We start from the raw sequence: 15,818 nt of genomic DNA on the forward strand, positions 1-15,818 counted from the left end.
GTCGAGCAGGTTGCTGATGTCGCTGGCGCGGCCATCGAGCGACTGGGCGGTGAAGAAGTTGGTGGGGTTGTCGAGCGCGGTATTCACTTTCTTGCCGGTCGAGAGGCGGCTCTGCGTGGTGGCGAGCAGATCGGCGGTCGATTGCAATGAAAGCAAATTCTGGCGGACGGAGGACGAGAGAACAATGCCGGACATACTGTTTGATCCTTCTGGATGTTTACACTTTTACACGTCGCCGCTTATTCTTCGGCAACGGGCCACACTGTTCCTCCGCGTGCTACCTGTTCGTTAAATACCCACTCCGTACAAATACCCAGAAACGCGAATAGACGGCGCCGCGCCGATTGATCTGCGGAACGATTTTCGCCATGACGACGCGGCAGTAACCGTTGCATCACAACGACTTCAGCATCGGGAAGATCATTCAGTCGCGCCGACCGGAGGCGACCGAGCGACGGCGTTGGCGCGAGGCAGATACATTCTGACCGACGATCCGCGACCGGCCTCGCTGCGGACTTCGAGATGGCCGCCGGATTGCCTGACGATATCCTCGACAATGCCGAGGTCGGCGAACGCCGGCTCCGGGTGCCCTGCGACGCCGTGGCCGGAGGCGCTGACGACGATCATGACAAAATCTTCCGCCGATATCTCCAGGTCGGCGCGACCTGCCTTGAAGCCGAGCTTGCCGCCACCCGACATGGCCTCGCGCGCCAGGATCGCGAGATTGAGCATCGCGGCCATCAGCCGAAAGGGATCGGCCAGAACCAGGTGCACGCCGGTCACCGGCTCTGAGCTGATATCGATCTGCTCACTCAGCGTGGGCCGAAGCAACCGCTGCGCGTCGGCCAGCAGTGAAGCGGGATCGACGTTGCGAGGCTGCGAGGGCTGGTCGCACGACAAGCACGACGCCGCCGGTCAACTGACCGACAATCTCCATCCGCCTGGCTCGGCAAATTTGCGCTTCGGCGCCTTCAGCCGGCAGGGATTTCCGAAGCATGTCGTTTGGTCCCGGCATCGCCTGTCTGCTGCAACAAGCAGGGGCTGCTATCTCAACTGAACGACGCTCGCGAAGCGGGACTGCGCTTCTGCCATGCATTCGTTTATGACCGCCAGCAGCGCCGACGGCGTGAACGGCTTGCGCAGGCAGCGGGTTGCACCGAGTTCGAGCGCCATCCTCAGGAAATCGGGAGCCGGCGAGGCCAGATTGGCAAAGGCGTAACCGGACATCGCGATCAGCGGAACCGTAGGTGCGCGTTCGTGGAATATCCTGATCGACTCGAAGCCGCGCATATGCGGCATGAAGATGTCGACAATCATCAGGTCGAATGTCGCGCCTTCCAGCGCGCGTAGTCCGGCTTCTCCACCGTCAGCGATGGTTACCTGAAAGCTGTGGCGCTCGAGATAGATCTCAATGGCCATGCAGACCATTGGATCGTCATCGACAACGAGAACACGTGGCATGAGAGCCCCCTGAGGCTGGGTTGTATCTTCGATATTTCGGCAATTTCGGAATCGTGATGCAAGCGGGTCTCTCCCGTTACGAGTTGAAACGCAAACCGGCCGACGTCGCGAGACGAACGCCACTTCAATCTCGAATTTTCTTAGGGACACCACGCATCACGCCTTGTCGACGTTCGAAGCCTGAAAGCCTCAATCTGCAAAAACGCCCTCCTTCGATCCGTGTGTAGACTTCTCCGACACCGCGTCGGTAACTGCGGCCAGCGTGGCAACGTACCTTCGATGAGGCTCGGCCTCCGACAGGCATTACGTGTTCAACCAACTTCTGTATTGATCGTACTGTAAATTTCGCCACCGCGAATCAGCGCGTTATTCTTATTTCCGCCTCAATGCAGCCGGCCGTCTGCCCCTTGCCGTGTATAGGAACCCGTGGGCGACTTTCCGACGCGAAATGCCTGGCTCACCTTTCATGCATGATCAGACAGCAACGGCGCACTGACGAATGGATGATCAAGTGGCGCCTGCCTTTGCCGTCTGTCCCGCATTCAACCAACCAGTAGTTGCGGCCTATGTTTTAGTCGGATACCGTACATAGGCGTCGGCGACCCTGAGACCGGTGCGCTCCCCCTCAGGGCAGGAGGGTCTTTTGGACTCGGCTTATCGTTCACCCAACGGCTTCCTGGCATCGCTGGCCGCAGACGATTTCGAATTGATCCGTCCGTATTTGCGTACCGTCGATCTGGTTCAGGAATCCGTGTTGGTGGAGGTCGACGAAACACTCAAGCGTGCATACCTTCCGCACAAGGGCGTGATCTCCCTTGTGGTGAAGCTTTCGAAGGGAGAAAGCGTTCAGATCGCGATGGTCGGCCGCGATAGCATCTTCGGCACGTTCTCTGCGCTGGGCGAACCGACGGCGCTGAACGGCGCCGTCGTGCTGGTGCCGGGCACCGCCTCGACGCTTGATATCGATCGTGTTCGGACCGCCGCCGAGCAGAGCGCGACGTTCCGGACGACGCTGGTGCGGCATGGACTGGCGGTGTACGCGCAGATCCAGCAGACCGCCGGATGCAACGCCGCGCACACGGTGGAGTCCCGGCTGGCGCGATGCCTGCTGCACACGCGCGACCTGTCGGGCAGCAACAACCTCGTCCTGACCCAGGAATCGATGGCGCAGATGATCGGCGCGCGCCGCAACAGCGTATCGCTGGTGGCCAACACGCTGCAGCAGGCCAAATTCATCCACTATAGCCGGGGGCATATCGAGATCACCGACTTCGACGGCCTCAGCAAGACTTCCTGCGAATGCTATGCCACCGTGAAGGCCCAGTACGAGAGGCTGATTCATCCGCGCTGCGGGCGTGAGCGCATCTAGACGGCTTGCCGGGAGCGAATGGTCCTGTCCGATCTGCGAGGGGGCCGCGGGGCCTCGCGCATGACGATCGTGGCCGAATCCGTATAATTACGGGATATCCCGCAAGGAAGCCTGGCGGCCTGGAATATTAATTCAGCCGGAATTAACGGGCTGTTCAATGAGCGCTGGTAGTTGTCACGGTGCTGACGGGCGTGAATTCTAGAAAAGCATCGGATAGTTTCCTTCGCATGCTGCGGACATCTCACCTGTGCCGGCGATTTACTGATAGCGCGGAGCAACCACATGGCCTTTGACTTATCGATGCCGATCCTGGTGGTCGATGACTACAACACCATGATCCGGATCATCCGCAACCTTCTGAAGCAGCTAGGCTTCGAGAACGTGGATGACGCCAGCGATGGATCGGCCGCGCTCGCCAAGATGCAGGGCAAGAAGTACGGCCTGGTGATTTCCGACTGGAACATGGAGCCGATGACCGGCTATGACCTGCTCAGGGAAGTTCGCGCCAGCCCCGAACTTTCGCAGACCCCCTTCATCATGATCACCGCGGAGTCGAAGACCGAAAACGTCATTGCCGCGAAGAAGGCCGGCGTCAGCAACTACATCGTCAAGCCGTTCAATGCCGCCACGCTGAAGACCAAGATGGAAGCGGTATTTCCCGGGTCGGCCGGGTAACACACCGCACCCGATCCAATCGGCATTTTCAGGACGAAAGAACAGGCCGCGATCCTCGTCGATGTGGCCCTCACCGGCGCGACGGCAGCGGGTTCGTGCGCTCCCCCGCCATTTGCGGGCCCTTCTTGCCCCTGCGCGAATAGATCCCAACGGCCTGTCGCGCTCCCCGCCGCCGCACCACCGGTGCGGCGCGGCAGTACTACTACGGCGTGGGATTTTCATACACGGATAACAATAAGCGGCGATATTGCGTGAACAGAGGAGAACTTCATGTTTACGTTTGAAACGACCGACCAGAAAGAAGTCAGGCGTTTTCGTATCGCGCAGTTCAACGGCAGAACCGCGACGATCCGATCCGCCGGATCGACAATCACCGGCCACGTGCGCTCGGTGCTGGAGAGCAAGTCGAGCATCCCGACGCAGTGGACCATCACGATCGTCCCGAGCGAACCCAAGATCAAGGCCGAGACGCTGCGACCGGCGCCTCGCGTTCATGCCTTCGTGGAAGACTTTTACTGAGCGGCAGAATGCCCGGGTATTTCAAGTCATCGATGTCCTGGCATCATCGTCCCATGGACTTGCCGGCCATAGACTTGCCGGCCAGGGCATCGCCAGCCTCACAGCTTTGTCGAAAAATCCGGAACTGAAGCCGTCAGGCGCATGATCGCGTACGGGCGATGACGGATCATCGGCACGCCGCGTGGTCCGGTGTCAGACACCACTCGGATGCAGCAGCGCAGTGCGGACAAGATCCGCGGTGTTTCGCGCGCCGAGCTTTCGCATCGCCTCAGCGCGATGGCTCTCGAAAGTCCGCGGGCTGATGCGCATCCGCAAAGCGCCCTCCTTGTTGGAGCACCCTTCACTGATGAAATTCAAGACCTCGCGCTCCCGCTTCGTCAGCGGCTTCTGACCGGGCTCCGATGCGAACATGACACCGGGTGTCCGATTCTTGGACCGGCTGGTACGCATCTCCCAGCCAGTTGCGCGGCCTGGCACGGTAACGGATTCCTCGTGCGGGCCGGCCATCTGCTTCATCATGGCGCAGACGCGCTCGGTTTGCTGAAGCGCATTCTCCACCACTTGCTGCAGGTAAGCCCGATTACCATCGGTTTGCGTGAGCTGGTGGCTGTGTTGCTTGATTTCGCCCATGTAAAGCAGCAGCGCGGTCAATGGCCCGTTGAGCTGGCGCGCGATCGCAGCTCCCGCTTCATCCATCGCCTTGGTTCGCGCCGCCGACAGCCGGACGATTTCAAGATCCTCGCTGCCGATCAGCTCATTGCCTTCCGCCCACTTTGAAAGGGGCGAATCAGCGATTCGGTTTTCCTGCTGCGACATGCAATTTGTTTAACAACCCTCTGCTGTTTGATGGTTAATTTTGTACCTAGTAAGACTACGGTGAATTTACGAGAGCCCACGGTCGACGCATGCGACGATTCTGCGTCAGATCGCGCGAATTGCGCCGTAAACGCGCGATGCCCGTTAGAATCCCAGTAGTTATACTGAGAGAAACAGTAGCGTCGGTACGGGCGCTTGGCCCGTAGAAACACGGGTATCGGTTTTACTTCTTAATCTGACGCCAACTGTTTTCATGGTTCCATGTCACCACGTTTGCGCCTGCACGCGACAGGCCAATCGCTGAGACAGATTTTAATCGCGCGCGAAAACCCGGACTGCAATGGCACTGAGCGACCGGATCCAGGAGTTCCTGCAGCGACTGACGCCGGTGACGCGCGGCAGCCTGCTGACCGAGCTCGAGCGGCTGGAAGTTTGCGGCTCGGAGATTCCAGGTGCCGCGCCGGTGCTGGAAAAATTGCGCGCCGAGTTCCGCGCGGATGGGTCGAATGCAAGTCGTGCCAGCCATCCTTCGCGATTGTTTTTTGCTCCGCTGGAGCCGTTGCTGATCGACGCCGATCCGGACCATGCGAATTCAGGGCGAATATCGCGCGGCTCGTTGTCTCCGATCTGGGAATGGATCAGCCGGGATCTGCTGCCGACCATGACGCGCGACTATGCCACCGCGATGAACAAGCTGATCTCCTCCGACAATCAACGGGAGGCCCAGCGGGTTGTGGATACGTTCCAGACCAAGGTGGTGAAATCGCTGGAGAACACGCTGGGCTCGCCGGACGCGGTCATTCAGGCCCAGGTCAAGCTCGCGACCTATACGACGGCGCGGTCGGCCCCTCACGACCTGCCCAAGATCCTTTGCGCGATGCGCGCACGCGTCGCGCTGGCCAAATTCAACGATGCCCTTCCGGTCAAGATCACGGAATTCAGCGATACACTCGTCGCCAAGGTTGAATCCCTGCTGAAGCTGTTCGAAAAGCAGCACGCCGACGCGCTGCCCTTTGCGCTGGCTTTGGTGGCCAGGCGGTTGAAGACTCCATGGCAGCTGATCCGCCTCGCCACCAAGGCCGCGCCGAGCAAGAACGCCGTCGACATCGCCGCCGCGCCCTATGCGATCACGGTCTCGATGGTACTGGATCGGCTGGACAACAGCCGAACGGCGTTGCGCGTGGCCCTGAAAAACAACCGGGTGCTGGTCGCAAAGGAAATCCTGACCGAGATCTACGACACCGAATACGCCCTGCGGGTCCGCATCGATCAGCTTGACCAATCCGAATGGGGACAAAGACTGGAGGATCTCATCGGCGCGACGGCAACCCTCGTCGAGGCGGAAGTGAGCCGGTTTCCCGACAATGTCGGCCACGTGCTGGGATCGCGCAGCCTGCGCGGCCATCAATCGCTCTCCGGCCGCCTGACCTATCTGGCCTGGAAGGGACGCGATGCCCTCGCCGGCGGTGCGGCCTTTTGCCGGAAGCTGGTCGGCGCAGGCTGAAGCGCCGATACCGGCTTTTTGATCGTCAAGTCAGTTTGTCGTGTCACCCCGCCGCCCACGAAAAAGCCCGCCGTTTGACCGGCGGGCCCTGATTTTCATGTCGCTGGCATCGCCTAACGATCCCTGTGATTCCGGTACATCCGCGGAAATCGGCGGGATCGATCTGCGTTACATGGCGCGGAGGTTTTCCGCGCTGGTCTTGCCGCGCATGCTGTCGACCTTCGCTTCGTACGAAAGCTTCTGGCCTTCGTTGAGCGAGCCCATGCCGGCGCGCTCGACGGCGCTGATGTGCACGAACACGTCGTTGCCGCCGTCGTCAGGCTGAATGAAGCCGAAGCCCTTGGTCGCGTTGAACCACTTAACTGTTCCGGTAGACATTTGAGTTTCTCCAAGATGCGCGAATGCGCGAGATGCCCGCACGACCTTCGCGCGAGCGTAAATCCGATTTCAGCGATGTCTTGGGGAGTGGAGCCGGTTCGGCGCGTTCAACAAGGCAGATCGATTGTTCGAATGGCAGGCGTTTACACGGCTCTGCCCGAAATAGCAAGCGAATCCCGCCAACATGACAAAACGCTAACGAAAGCAACGGCCGCGGATCAAATCAGCCGAGTCGGCTGATCTGTTCCTCGGTCACGACACGCTCGACGTTCTCGGTCTTGCTCTTGATGCGATAGCGCGGCCGGCCGTCAGCCTCGATCGGCAGACAGGTGACGATGGTATAGATGCTGCGCTGCTTCACCACGGCGCGGCCCTGCGGGCCCTGCAACTGGTGGTGGACATCGTCGTTGATTGCGTAATTGTGGGCCATCGCCTGATTTTTCCGGTGAGAACGGGCTTTTAGGCGCAATGGGTCAAAAACGCAACTAACTTCGTTGCCTGGCGCGACCGCCCGGACAGCGGGGAACCGGCTGATTATCTTGATGTTTCTACATATTCGCGGATTGCTGGAACGGACTGGGGCGTTAACCAAACAATGGACGATGTCGGTATTACCGAGCTGGTCAGGGTTCCATTACCGTCGGCTGGCTGGATTGAGCGTTGCGGCAGGAAAGAACCCTGCGACCGACATCAAGGACCCTGCGGGCCTGAATCAACCATCAATTCGGTTGGTTTTGAAAACTCGCCCGCTTCAAGGCCCGGGCGAGTTCCGTTGCGCGGCACCCGATCAATAGATCGAGCAGAAATTGACCAAGCCAAACGACGTCAGCTTCCAGCAGCTGCCGCGACGATAGAAGTGGTGGTGATCGTGGTGGCCGTGGCCGTGGCCGTGGAAGTGATGGTGATGGCCATGACCATGTTTATGTCCGTGCCCATGGCCATGGCCGTGGCCGTGGCCACCGGCGATCGCCGCACTATTGATCGACAGCGAGGCCGTGCTTAGCGCGAGAACGGCAATCGCCGACAAAATGAACTTCCTGGTGCTTGTCATGGTCATCTCCCGATTCATGCAGCGCGAGGATCGCCCTGCTGTGATCGAAACCTAGACCGGCTCGATGCCATGCGATGTGATCGCAATCACGCAGTCGCTGTGGCGTGGCCGCTTCACGGATACGACGATCATTGTTCCGTTGAGCATGGCCGCCGACCAATAGAGCTCGCGTATTTCAGAGTGCGTGGGGTGATGATTTCCCGCGTGACGTGCAACGAAGGTAAACTTGCCACGCCCTGCGACAGCTATCAGCGCCGCACTCTGGCGTTCTTGGTATCCGGCGGGTATGGTTTCATCACACTTGGCGGTAGCACGGATGTCCAGTTTATCAATCAGACTAGGTGTCGTGTTGATCTCGACGTTGCTCTCGACGTTGCTCTTGGCGGCACTCTGCCTGGGCACGCGAACCGCTCACGCCCAAGCCACCCCTGTAACATATTGGATCCCAAGCTGGCCGCTCGGCTTCGGTGGCGATCTGACCGACGGCGCGGGTCCGAACACCTACGGCAACTTTCCGAGCTTTGACCGCAGTGGTGCCCGCAGCGGCTTTTCCCCTATGCGCTACAATTTTCCGAACGGCTGGTTCATCGGCGCCGAGAGTGGCGCCATGGGCTTGAGCGTCAATCGGGATGGCGCGTTCGGTACTGCCCGCTCGCTTCATTACGAAGGCGTGCAGTTCGGCTATAACTTCCAAACCGTCGGCAATCTGCCCGTCACGGTCTATGCCGGTTTCAATACCTTGAAATACAGCGCCGGCATCGGCGATCCTTTTGCCTCCTTCGACTCCAGGTCCAGCACGCTGCCTGGCTACAGCGTGAATGCGGGCATCGAATTCCAGCCGGCATCGAATCTCAGCCTGTCACTCGGGGTCGGCTACACTCAACAGCCGGGCCGCATCAATTCACTCGGGCTACCCGGCACCTCTCCGTCTGGCTTCGGCGATCACCGCTAGAGCGGGCCACGCTTGTGCGCGCTCCTATTTTGGCAAATAGGTTCTGCTGCGCAAATGAGCCCAGCCGCGTCGAATCATTTCTTTCGGCGTGCTGTCGACCAGCGTGGCGATGCCCATTCGCGCGCCGAGGACCATTCCGCCTACGGCAAACGGCCAGGACAGCGACAGCATCGATCCGGCAGTGATGCCTTGACCGATGGTGCAACCTCCGGCGAGGATTCCACCAATTCCCATCAGGGCGGCGCCGCAAAGATGGCGACGCATTTCGTGGTCATCGTCGAAGGCCTCCCATCGTAGTTCGCCCACTCTCCACGCCGCGAGCCAGGATCCCGTGACGACACCGAACACGCTGCCGACTCCGAAATCCACGAAATTCGTGGTATTCAGCAGTCCCGCATAGATCGCCTTTCCGACCGTCGACACGAACGTCAGGCTTTGCGGACGAACCGGATGGTCGAGATCGTCTCCGAGCCAGGAAGTCGCGACCCATGCTGCCACCGTCAGAAGACCCAGGGCGATTCCGGCCGACAGCAGGCGCGGCGTGCGCCTCAACCTCCGGTCGCTAAGTGCAAGCCAGCAAAGGGCGCCACCTGCGATCAAAGCGATCGCGGCTCGGACATCCAGGCCCAGAGCGTGCGTCGTCAGCGAGGCCACGTCGGACCGCGCGCCGTCCGGCATGGCAATGAAAATGCCTTCCAGAACTGTAATGCGAAAGCTGGCGAACGCGCCGCGTAGCGTGGCATAGGCGGACAGGCCGAGGATGAGGATCACTATCAGGCTGCGCAGGTCGCCTGTCCCCAGTCGCACCAGCGAACCGAAGCCGCAGGTCCCGACCAATGCCATTCCGGTCCCGAACATCACACTGCCGATCAGAATCGCGATCAAGGGAAGGGCCGCCGGCGCGTAGCTTGTAAGTTCCGGGTCCAGAAGGCCGCCGATGATCAACGCCTGCGTTCCGAGAATTGCGATCCCGAGCGCGAGCCCGAAAATTCGCAGGCGACGGCTGTCGCCGCCCATCAGCGCGTCCTCGATGGCTCCAAATGAACATAGCCTGGCGTGGCGTACGGCAAATCCTGCAGCTCCGCCGATGGCAAATCCAGCCAGCACGAGCATCCAGCCAGACAGGTTCTGCATGGCGTCTCCCCCGGATCCGGCGCATGGCTCGCTCGGCATTTACCGCGCGGCCAGATCACCACACTGCCGCGCGGCAGTCTATTTATTGGCGTCAGCAACCGCCGTTGCGCAGAAGATGTCGTAAACGACCGAAATCACGCGACGCACATCCTCGTTGGCAAGACTGTAGTAAATAGTCTTGCCGTCGCGTCTCGTGTCGACCATGCCGTCGTAGCGCAGGCGCGCCAGTTGCTGGGAAACGGCGGACTGGCGCAATGAAAGAATGTTCTCGAGCTCCGTCACTGACCGTTCACGCTCTGCCAGCAGGCAAAGCAGCAGGAGCCGGTTCTCGTGCGAGAGGGCTTTCAGGAAATTGCTGGCTTTTCTCGCCTTGCGCATCAGCTGATCGAGCTCGGGTGAATACTCCGCCCCGTCGCGAAGTTCCGTCTCGAGGTCGGCCGAAAGGATCGATGTCATGGCGTCAGCGTGCCTTCAATTTGCCAAGGGATTTATCGCCCAACTCGGATTGTTCTCGTGTCGTGGAGTTTCCATCTTGCTCACGATGATGCTCAGCAACCCCCAGAACGCGTCGTCGTTGACATAGCCGGTGATGCGTCCGATCTCGCGGCCGTTGTTCACCACCACAAAAGTCGGCGTGTAACGCACCGGCGCAACGAGCGCGATACCGGATGCCGGCGGCCTGTCGATGTTGACATAACGCAATGGAAGCACCCTGGCCTCGTCGGTCTTGCCATAGCTGGAGCCGACTTCGCGATCCCACCTCTGACACCAGGCGCAGCCATCGCGCCCAAACACCAGGAGTTCGGCCGCATCCGACGTCACCGGCCAAAGCACCGCCGCCAGCAGGGACAGACGAAGCAACGGAAGTTTCAGGAGCGTTTTCGCGATCATCGTGCTACATATAGACGAATTCGCATGTATCTGCCAGAGCCGGTAACGCCGTGATTTCAAATATTTCCCTGGTCGGAGCGTTGGGCGCGGGTCTGCTGTCCTTTCTTTCGCCCTGCATCCTGCCCCTGGTGCCGCCCTATCTCTGCTTTCTTGCGGGGATCAGCCTCGACGATTTGACGCGATCCGGGCAGGGCCAGGTCACGCGGCGGAACTGGCGCGTGGTGGCCTTGTCTTTCGCATTCGTGCTCGGTTTTGCCACCGTGTTCGTCGCGCTCGGCGCTTCCGCCTCGCTGATTGGGAAAACCGTCACCGCACATTTCGAAACGCTCGGAATGATTGCCGGCCTTGTCATCCTGATCCTTGGCCTGCATTTCCTCGGCGTCTTCAGAATCGGCTTCCTGTACCGCGAGGCCCGTTTCCAGACTTCGCGCAGCGGCGCCGGCTATCTCGGCGCTTATGTCGTGGGACTCGCTTTTGCCTTTGGCTGGACCCCGTGCGTCGGGCCTGTGCTGGCAGCGATCCTCGTCGTCGCCGGGGTCGAGGGATCAGCAGCGCGCGGAGCCACGTTGCTCGGCTTCTATGCGCTGGGCATCGGGATTCCGTTCCTGCTGGCGGCTTTCTTTGCCGGCCATTTCATCCGGCTGATGGGGCGGATGCGCAACCATATGAACCTCATCGAAAAGGTGATCGGCGCCGGCCTTGTGCTGACGGGCGTTCTGTTTCTGACTGGCGCGATGCCGCGCATCGCCGGCTGGCTGTTGCAGACCTTCCCCGCGCTGGGAACGATCGGCTGAACGATAGCAAGAGGATGCTGCAATGCTGAAACCTGGAAAAAGCCTGAACCGAAGAAACGCCCTCGCCATACTGGGGTTTGGCGCCATCGGTTTTCATGCTGCTCCCGCCGTGGCGGCGGCGAAGCTGGGCGAAGATGGACTCTATCATCTGAATTGGTATCTGGAGAGTTTCCTCGATCTTTCCGAGGATCTCGCCGCCGCTACCGGGAAGGGCAAGCGCTTCGCAATCATGTGGGGACTGAAGGGGTGCCCTTCCTGCAAAAAGATGCACGAGGTCCATCTGGCTGATCCGAAAATCGAAAACTATATCCGCGACAATTTCGAGATTCTGCATCTCAACCACATTGGATCGCGTACCGTCACGGACTTTGATGGCCGCAAGCTGGGCGAGAAAGCGCTCGGTGAAGCCTATGGAATTCGCTTTACGCCGACGATCCAGTTTTTCCCCGACAAGCCGTCGGGGCTTTCTGCCCTGCGCGGACAAGCGCGCGAGGTCGTGCGCATGCCGGGGTTGCTTGAACCTCGGGAGTTTCTCGCGATGTTCCGTTACGTGCGGGAGAGGGGCTACGACACCTTGTCGTTCCCCGACTGGCTCGGGAAGCAGGCCTGAGCCATTCTTCGGCGCCGTGGTGGCTCTGGACTAGAAATCCAGCTTGTCCCTGATCGCGTCTATCCCGGCCTTGGCGCAGGCATCGTCGGCATCGCCTCCCGGCGCGCCCGAAACGCCGACGGCGCCGACCATCGACCCCCCACCTTCGATCACCATGCCGCCGCCGAGAATGACGGCGCCCGGCAGATTACGCAGACCCGCTTGCGGCATGCCCGGCTGGCTGATCGCCATCAGCGCGGTCGTATCGGTGCGGAAGGACGCCGCGGTCCAGGCCTTGCCGGCGGCCGTCGTGGGGGTATGCGCGCCGGCAAAGCGGTCGCGCAGCATGACCTGGGTCACGCCAAAGCGATCGACGACCGCCACCGCCACCTGGTAGCCGCGCTTGCGGCATTCAGCGAGGGCGGCACGGGCGGAATCCAGCGCGATCTCCGGACTCAGCAATTTGTAGGTGACCAGAGCCTCCTGCGCGTGGACGGGCAGCACCGTCAGCGCGACAATGGCCGATGCCAGCACCAAGCTTCGAAACGCCATGGCTACGTCCTCCTTCATGCGCCGGCGCAGGCCCGAGCGATCGGCGGCCCGGATACGGCTATTGGTTGACCGGGGATTCCGGATCGAACAGCAGCGCGACAAGGTCCTTGATCTGCTTTTCCGTCAGGAACTTGTTTGCGCCGAAGCGCGGCATGTTCGAACATGCCACCACGGCATGTGAATTATAGATCTTCGTGTAAGCCTGTTTGGCTTCCGCCGGGTCAAATTTGCGGTCCTTGCCGTACGAATTCAGACTCGGGCCGAGCGTGCCGTAACTGACTTCCTTGAGCTCCAACTGGTGGCAGGCATAGCAATTGCCGCCGTTCACGGTTTTCTCGTCGTCGGAGAACTGCCCGCCGCGGCCATTGTTGGCGATCTTCTTGCCTTCCTTCCAGTCGCCGAGCAGGTTGCCATCCGCGGGAAATACGACCTTGGCCAGTTCGCGCTGGATGATCTTGTCGGCTTCGGCGGACGGCACGTCGTTGCGGAACTGATTGCAGGTCTTCAGAGCCTCATCGGGCTCAATTCTCGCCTGCCATTCGGGCGGGGCCTTGCCGAAGGTCGACTTCAGATAGGCATCGATCACGGCGGGATCGGGTTGCTTGATAACGGCGTTCTTCGCGGTTTGCGCAGATGCCGTCAGCGGCAGCGCGACCGTCCCGGCGGCGAGAACGAAAGCGAGCGCAGCGGTTTTCAGAATCGATTTCATGGCGCGCTCCCTCAGCGTTTGATCGAAGGTACGTTGATTTCACCGCCGAGCGCCTGCTTGTTCAGGAAAACGGTCAGCGCGGTGAGGCTATCGGAAGCATACTCCGGAACCGGCCAGCGTTGCTGACGGTAGCAGTCCCACAACCGATGCTGCATCGTGCGCAACGCGCCTTGCGATACCCGGTAGGTCGGCCACGATCCCATGGTCTCCTGCGGCTGCTTGCCGGCCTTCGCGAGGTCCGGCAAGCCCTGTAGCCGGATTCTCTTGCCTTCCTCGGCATGGCAGGTGGCACAGGCGAAATCCATCACGCCACCGCGTCTGAAGAACAGCGCTTCGCCGACGGCTGCCATCTCCATTTCCTTGGGGTGACCGAGTTGCACGTCGATTTTCATGCCATTCGATTTGTTGGCGATATAGGCGACCAGATCTTCCATGTCGGAGGCGCGACCTGGTCCGGAAAACCGGCGCGCGATCACATCCTTGGTATCGAGCCCCTGGATGTTCTGCATGCACCACAGCAGCCGCTGTTCCAGGTCCATGACCTTGTCGGCATCCTTGAAATACCGGGGAAGTTTCGCGAAGGCGCCTTCGAGCTTGCCGGCGCCGAGACCGAGGTCGCAGCCTTCGAGCGCGACGTTCTTGCTGCCGCGCTTTTCACTCCACAGGATTTCTCCGCGATCGACCGCGAGAAATCCCGGATTGGACATGGGGTCGGAGATCATGGCGCGATAACGCTCGATCTCCTTTTCACTCGCGTCCTGCGCGCGCGCATGGAAAGAAATTGTGCACAGCACAAAAGCGGTCAGCACTGAACCGATTGCGGCCCGTCTCATCCTCGTCCTCCCCTTCGACGACCGTCTGTGCGGTCCTGGCGGCCTTTTGCCGGCCATGCATCTTTACATTCAAAAAAAACGATATAATGATATTTGCGGATCATGATAGATCAAAGTTGAAATCGTCAAGAGATTTCATCGTCCAGGGATGCATCAAAGAGATCCGGCGGGAGGATACCCATATGGTTTGGAATTCGGTTGAAACGACTCGCCGCGAAGCGCTCGCGCTCGCATCCATCTTCGGGTTTGCGGCGTTGCTCGCGCCGAAGATGTCCTTTGCGGACGAGCAGGCGGTCGCCGCGGAAATCAAGAAGCTTTACGGCGACAAGAAAACCGAGAGCGGCAAGATCAAGCTCGATGTGCCCGAGATCGCCGAAAACGGTCTCGTGGTGCCAGTCAACGTCGAGGTCGAGAGCCCGATGACCGAGGCTGATTACGTCAAGGCGGTGCATGTGTTCGCCGACGGCAATCCGCTGCCTGGTATCGTCAGCTACAAGTTCACGCCCGCTTGCGGCAAGGCCTCCGCGTCGACACGGATGCGGCTGGCGCAAACCCAGAACATCATTTGCATAGCGGAAATGTCGAACGGGAACCTCCATATGGCGAAGGCCAATGTGAAGGTGACCATCGGCGGCTGCGGCGGCTGACCGGTCGTCCTCGAAAAAATCCAAATTGACAGGAATTCATCATGTCCACAAAGCCAACCCCGCGCGTTCGCGTCCCGGCCCAGGTGAAGCCAGGCGAAATCTTCGAAATCAAGACCCTGATCTCGCACGAGATGGAATCGGGCCAGCGCAAGGATTCCGCCGGAAAGACCATCCCGCGCAAGATCATCAACAAGTTCGTGGCCGCATTCAACGGCAAGACGGTGTTCGAGGCCGACTGGAATCCCGCGATTTCGGCCAATCCCTATCAGTCGTTTTTCTACAAGGCGGTCGAAAGCGGCGAATTCACCTTCACCTGGAAGGACGATGACGGTTCGGATTACGTCTCCAAGAACAAGCTGACCGTCGCGGCGTGATTGCCGCAGCCACGGTGTAATGCGCCGGCATTCGAGGAGGCCCCTAGAGCCTTCCTGCGGTTCAATGAGCCGGTTTGGGCAAGCAAGGGTGGATCGATGATATCGAGGCGGGAATTCCTGCAGGCGACGTCGGCGGCGTCAGCGTTGCTGGTCGGCAGCGGGCTCGGCGAACTCGGGAGACTGGCCGCCCAGCAGCGCCTGTCGCAGGCCGACATCACGCGCTTCGACCCGTTGGGGACGGTCACGATTCTGCATGTGACTGATATCCACGCGCAACTGATGCCGCTGCATTTCCGCGAGCCCTCCATCAATCTCGGCGTCGGTGAGGCGAAGGGAAAACCGCCGCATGTGACCGATGCCGAATTCCGAGAGCACTTCAAAATCGCGACCGGATCGCCGGACGCCTTCGCGCTGACATCGGACGATTTCGTGGCGCTGGCGCGCAACTATGGCCGCATGGGCGGCATGGATCGCATCGCAGCGCTGATCGGCGCCGTGCGAGCCGAGCGCGGCCAGGACAAGGTGCTGCTGCTGGATGGCGGCGACACTTGGCAGGGCAGCTGGACTTCG

General features: G+C 60.3%; 23 protein-coding genes and 1 pseudogene. 10 read left to right on the forward strand and 14 right to left on the reverse strand.

The features are described 5' to 3' along the window. The 3 genes and pseudogenes from Q8N40_RS00085 to Q8N40_RS00095 all read right to left on the reverse strand — a co-directional run. Positions 1 to 195, reverse strand: a pseudogene (locus Q8N40_RS00085) (flagellar protein); the annotation flags it as partial. A 225-nt stretch (positions 196 to 420) separates the two neighbouring features. Then, on the reverse strand, positions 421 to 900 hold the full coding sequence (locus Q8N40_RS00090) for a hypothetical protein (RefSeq protein WP_305321617.1): 480 nt from the start codon (positions 898 to 900) through the stop codon (positions 421 to 423). 144 nt (positions 901 to 1,044) lie between these two features. Beyond that, positions 1,045 to 1,461, reverse strand: a complete 417-nt coding sequence (locus tag Q8N40_RS00095; RefSeq protein WP_305321618.1) for a response regulator — start codon at positions 1,459 to 1,461, stop codon at positions 1,045 to 1,047. 643 nt (positions 1,462 to 2,104) lie between these two features. On the opposite strand from Q8N40_RS00095, the gene Q8N40_RS00100 reads away from it, so the two are divergent. The 3 genes from Q8N40_RS00100 to Q8N40_RS00110 all read left to right on the forward strand — a co-directional run bounded on the left by Q8N40_RS00100 (position 2,105) and on the right by Q8N40_RS00110 (position 4,024). Then, the gene (locus tag Q8N40_RS00100) at positions 2,105 to 2,830 is read left to right on the forward strand and encodes a Crp/Fnr family transcriptional regulator (protein ID WP_305321619.1); all 726 of its coding nucleotides are present in this window, start codon (positions 2,105 to 2,107) and stop codon (positions 2,828 to 2,830) included. A gap of 282 nt (positions 2,831 to 3,112) precedes the next feature. Beyond that, positions 3,113 to 3,505, forward strand: coding sequence for a response regulator (locus Q8N40_RS00105; protein ID WP_304866445.1), 393 nt, complete (start codon positions 3,113 to 3,115; stop codon positions 3,503 to 3,505). A gap of 270 nt (positions 3,506 to 3,775) precedes the next feature. Next, positions 3,776 to 4,024 carry a hypothetical protein gene (locus Q8N40_RS00110; protein WP_305710369.1) on the forward strand — a complete coding sequence of 83 codons (249 nt, stop codon included), beginning with the start codon at positions 3,776 to 3,778 and terminating at the stop codon, positions 4,022 to 4,024. A 192-nt stretch (positions 4,025 to 4,216) separates the two neighbouring features. Here the strand turns inward: Q8N40_RS00110 and Q8N40_RS00115 are convergent, their stop codons facing one another. Then, positions 4,217 to 4,840: a LuxR C-terminal-related transcriptional regulator gene (locus Q8N40_RS00115; protein WP_305710370.1), complete on the reverse strand. Its 624-nt coding sequence runs from the start codon at positions 4,838 to 4,840 to the stop codon at positions 4,217 to 4,219. A 340-nt stretch (positions 4,841 to 5,180) separates the two neighbouring features. On the opposite strand from Q8N40_RS00115, the gene Q8N40_RS00120 reads away from it, so the two are divergent. Next, on the forward strand, positions 5,181 to 6,344 hold the full coding sequence (locus Q8N40_RS00120) for a hypothetical protein (protein WP_305321623.1): 1,164 nt from the start codon (positions 5,181 to 5,183) through the stop codon (positions 6,342 to 6,344). A gap of 168 nt (positions 6,345 to 6,512) precedes the next feature. Here the strand turns inward: Q8N40_RS00120 and Q8N40_RS00125 are convergent, their stop codons facing one another. The 4 genes from Q8N40_RS00125 to Q8N40_RS00140 all read right to left on the reverse strand — a co-directional run bounded on the left by Q8N40_RS00125 (position 6,513) and on the right by Q8N40_RS00140 (position 8,175). Then, positions 6,513 to 6,722 (reverse strand): cold-shock protein, encoded by a 210-nt coding sequence (locus Q8N40_RS00125; protein ID WP_291869870.1) that lies wholly within the window; start codon positions 6,720 to 6,722, stop codon positions 6,513 to 6,515. A gap of 223 nt (positions 6,723 to 6,945) precedes the next feature. Continuing rightward, a complete protein-coding gene (locus Q8N40_RS00130) occupies positions 6,946 to 7,152 on the reverse strand; it encodes a hypothetical protein (protein ID WP_304741044.1) in 207 nt (68 codons plus the stop codon). Positions 7,153 to 7,509: 357 nt separating this feature from the next. After that, positions 7,510 to 7,773 (reverse strand): hypothetical protein, encoded by a 264-nt coding sequence (locus tag Q8N40_RS00135; RefSeq protein ID WP_305710371.1) that lies wholly within the window; start codon positions 7,771 to 7,773, stop codon positions 7,510 to 7,512. Positions 7,774 to 7,824: 51 nt separating this feature from the next. Further along, entirely contained in the window at positions 7,825 to 8,175 is a 351-nt protein-coding gene (locus tag Q8N40_RS00140; protein WP_305710372.1) for a hypothetical protein, read from the reverse strand. On the opposite strand from Q8N40_RS00140, the gene Q8N40_RS00145 reads away from it, so the two are divergent. Then, positions 8,153 to 8,725: an outer membrane protein gene (locus Q8N40_RS00145; RefSeq protein ID WP_305710373.1), complete on the forward strand. Its 573-nt coding sequence runs from the start codon at positions 8,153 to 8,155 to the stop codon at positions 8,723 to 8,725. The genes Q8N40_RS00140 and Q8N40_RS00145 overlap by 23 nt on opposite strands. A 24-nt stretch (positions 8,726 to 8,749) precedes the next feature. Here the strand turns inward: Q8N40_RS00145 and Q8N40_RS00150 are convergent, their stop codons facing one another. The 3 genes from Q8N40_RS00150 to Q8N40_RS00160 all read right to left on the reverse strand — a co-directional run bounded on the left by Q8N40_RS00150 (position 8,750) and on the right by Q8N40_RS00160 (position 10,750). Further along, complete coding sequence (locus Q8N40_RS00150; RefSeq protein WP_305710374.1) at positions 8,750 to 9,859, reverse strand: YeeE/YedE family protein; 1,110 nt, start codon at positions 9,857 to 9,859, stop codon at positions 8,750 to 8,752. Between the two features lie 78 nt (positions 9,860 to 9,937). Then, on the reverse strand, positions 9,938 to 10,315 hold the full coding sequence (locus tag Q8N40_RS00155; RefSeq protein ID WP_305710375.1) for a metalloregulator ArsR/SmtB family transcription factor: 378 nt from the start codon (positions 10,313 to 10,315) through the stop codon (positions 9,938 to 9,940). 15 nt (positions 10,316 to 10,330) lie between these two features. Then, positions 10,331 to 10,750: a thioredoxin family protein gene (locus tag Q8N40_RS00160; RefSeq protein ID WP_305710376.1), complete on the reverse strand. Its 420-nt coding sequence runs from the start codon at positions 10,748 to 10,750 to the stop codon at positions 10,331 to 10,333. 50 nt (positions 10,751 to 10,800) lie between these two features. Between Q8N40_RS00160 and Q8N40_RS00165 the strand changes: the two genes are divergently transcribed. After that, on the forward strand, positions 10,801 to 11,544 hold the full coding sequence (locus Q8N40_RS00165) for a cytochrome c biogenesis CcdA family protein (protein ID WP_305320745.1): 744 nt from the start codon (positions 10,801 to 10,803) through the stop codon (positions 11,542 to 11,544). 22 nt (positions 11,545 to 11,566) lie between these two features. Next, positions 11,567 to 12,154 carry a thioredoxin family protein gene (locus Q8N40_RS00170; protein ID WP_305710377.1) on the forward strand — a complete coding sequence of 196 codons (588 nt, stop codon included), beginning with the start codon at positions 11,567 to 11,569 and terminating at the stop codon, positions 12,152 to 12,154. Positions 12,155 to 12,184: 30 nt separating this feature from the next. Here Q8N40_RS00170 and Q8N40_RS00175 read toward each other — a convergent pair whose 3' ends face one another. Genes Q8N40_RS00175 through soxA form a run of 3 tightly spaced genes read right to left on the reverse strand, consistent with a single transcriptional unit; the run spans position 12,185 to position 14,227 of the window. Beyond that, positions 12,185 to 12,685 carry a heme-binding protein gene (locus Q8N40_RS00175; RefSeq protein WP_305320747.1) on the reverse strand — a complete coding sequence of 167 codons (501 nt, stop codon included), beginning with the start codon at positions 12,683 to 12,685 and terminating at the stop codon, positions 12,185 to 12,187. Between the two features lie 58 nt (positions 12,686 to 12,743). Further along, on the reverse strand, positions 12,744 to 13,394 hold the full coding sequence (soxX, locus tag Q8N40_RS00180; RefSeq protein WP_305320748.1) for a sulfur oxidation c-type cytochrome SoxX: 651 nt from the start codon (positions 13,392 to 13,394) through the stop codon (positions 12,744 to 12,746). Positions 13,395 to 13,405: 11 nt separating this feature from the next. Continuing rightward, positions 13,406 to 14,227, reverse strand: a complete 822-nt coding sequence (gene soxA / locus Q8N40_RS00185) for a sulfur oxidation c-type cytochrome SoxA (protein ID WP_305710378.1) — start codon at positions 14,225 to 14,227, stop codon at positions 13,406 to 13,408. A 182-nt stretch (positions 14,228 to 14,409) separates the two neighbouring features. Here soxA and soxY point away from each other — a divergent pair, with 182 nt between their 5' ends. The 3 genes from soxY to Q8N40_RS00200 all read left to right on the forward strand — a co-directional run. Next, positions 14,410 to 14,874 carry a thiosulfate oxidation carrier protein SoxY gene (gene soxY / locus Q8N40_RS00190; protein WP_305322501.1) on the forward strand — a complete coding sequence of 155 codons (465 nt, stop codon included), beginning with the start codon at positions 14,410 to 14,412 and terminating at the stop codon, positions 14,872 to 14,874. 41 nt (positions 14,875 to 14,915) lie between these two features. Then, entirely contained in the window at positions 14,916 to 15,248 is a 333-nt protein-coding gene (gene soxZ / locus Q8N40_RS00195) for a thiosulfate oxidation carrier complex protein SoxZ (protein WP_305322502.1), read from the forward strand. Positions 15,249 to 15,344: 96 nt separating this feature from the next. Beyond that, a partial coding sequence (locus Q8N40_RS00200; RefSeq protein WP_305710379.1) for a twin-arginine translocation signal domain-containing protein occupies positions 15,345 to 15,818 on the forward strand: 474 nt, incomplete at its 3' end.

Origin of the sequence: Bradyrhizobium sp. (assembly GCF_030693485.1) — a bacterium.
Taxonomy (GTDB): Bacteria; Pseudomonadota; Alphaproteobacteria; order Rhizobiales; family Xanthobacteraceae; genus Bradyrhizobium.

Coding starts and splice junctions, on each gene's coding strand:
- Q8N40_RS00095 (WP_305321618.1), bottom strand. CDS start 1,461: ATGCCACGTGTTCTCGTTGTCGATGACGATCCAATGGTCTGCATGGCC.
- Q8N40_RS00105 (WP_304866445.1), top strand. CDS start 3,113: ATGGCCTTTGACTTATCGATGCCGATCCTGGTGGTCGATGACTACAAC.
- Q8N40_RS00110 (WP_305710369.1), top strand. CDS start 3,776: ATGTTTACGTTTGAAACGACCGACCAGAAAGAAGTCAGGCGTTTTCGT.
- Q8N40_RS00115 (WP_305710370.1), bottom strand. CDS start 4,840: ATGTCGCAGCAGGAAAACCGAATCGCTGATTCGCCCCTTTCAAAGTGG.
- Q8N40_RS00120 (WP_305321623.1), top strand. CDS start 5,181: ATGGCACTGAGCGACCGGATCCAGGAGTTCCTGCAGCGACTGACGCCG.
- Q8N40_RS00125 (WP_291869870.1), bottom strand. CDS start 6,722: ATGTCTACCGGAACAGTTAAGTGGTTCAACGCGACCAAGGGCTTCGGC.
- Q8N40_RS00130 (WP_304741044.1), bottom strand. CDS start 7,152: ATGGCCCACAATTACGCAATCAACGACGATGTCCACCACCAGTTGCAG.
- Q8N40_RS00135 (WP_305710371.1), bottom strand. CDS start 7,773: ATGACAAGCACCAGGAAGTTCATTTTGTCGGCGATTGCCGTTCTCGCG.
- Q8N40_RS00150 (WP_305710374.1), bottom strand. CDS start 9,859: ATGCAGAACCTGTCTGGCTGGATGCTCGTGCTGGCTGGATTTGCCATC.
- Q8N40_RS00155 (WP_305710375.1), bottom strand. CDS start 10,315: ATGACATCGATCCTTTCGGCCGACCTCGAGACGGAACTTCGCGACGGG.
- Q8N40_RS00160 (WP_305710376.1), bottom strand. CDS start 10,750: ATGATCGCGAAAACGCTCCTGAAACTTCCGTTGCTTCGTCTGTCCCTG.
- Q8N40_RS00170 (WP_305710377.1), top strand. CDS start 11,567: ATGCTGAAACCTGGAAAAAGCCTGAACCGAAGAAACGCCCTCGCCATA.
- Q8N40_RS00175 (WP_305320747.1), bottom strand. CDS start 12,685: ATGGCGTTTCGAAGCTTGGTGCTGGCATCGGCCATTGTCGCGCTGACG.
- soxX (WP_305320748.1), bottom strand. CDS start 13,394: ATGAAATCGATTCTGAAAACCGCTGCGCTCGCTTTCGTTCTCGCCGCC.
- soxA (WP_305710378.1), bottom strand. CDS start 14,227: ATGAGACGGGCCGCAATCGGTTCAGTGCTGACCGCTTTTGTGCTGTGC.
- soxY (WP_305322501.1), top strand. CDS start 14,410: ATGGTTTGGAATTCGGTTGAAACGACTCGCCGCGAAGCGCTCGCGCTC.
- soxZ (WP_305322502.1), top strand. CDS start 14,916: ATGTCCACAAAGCCAACCCCGCGCGTTCGCGTCCCGGCCCAGGTGAAG.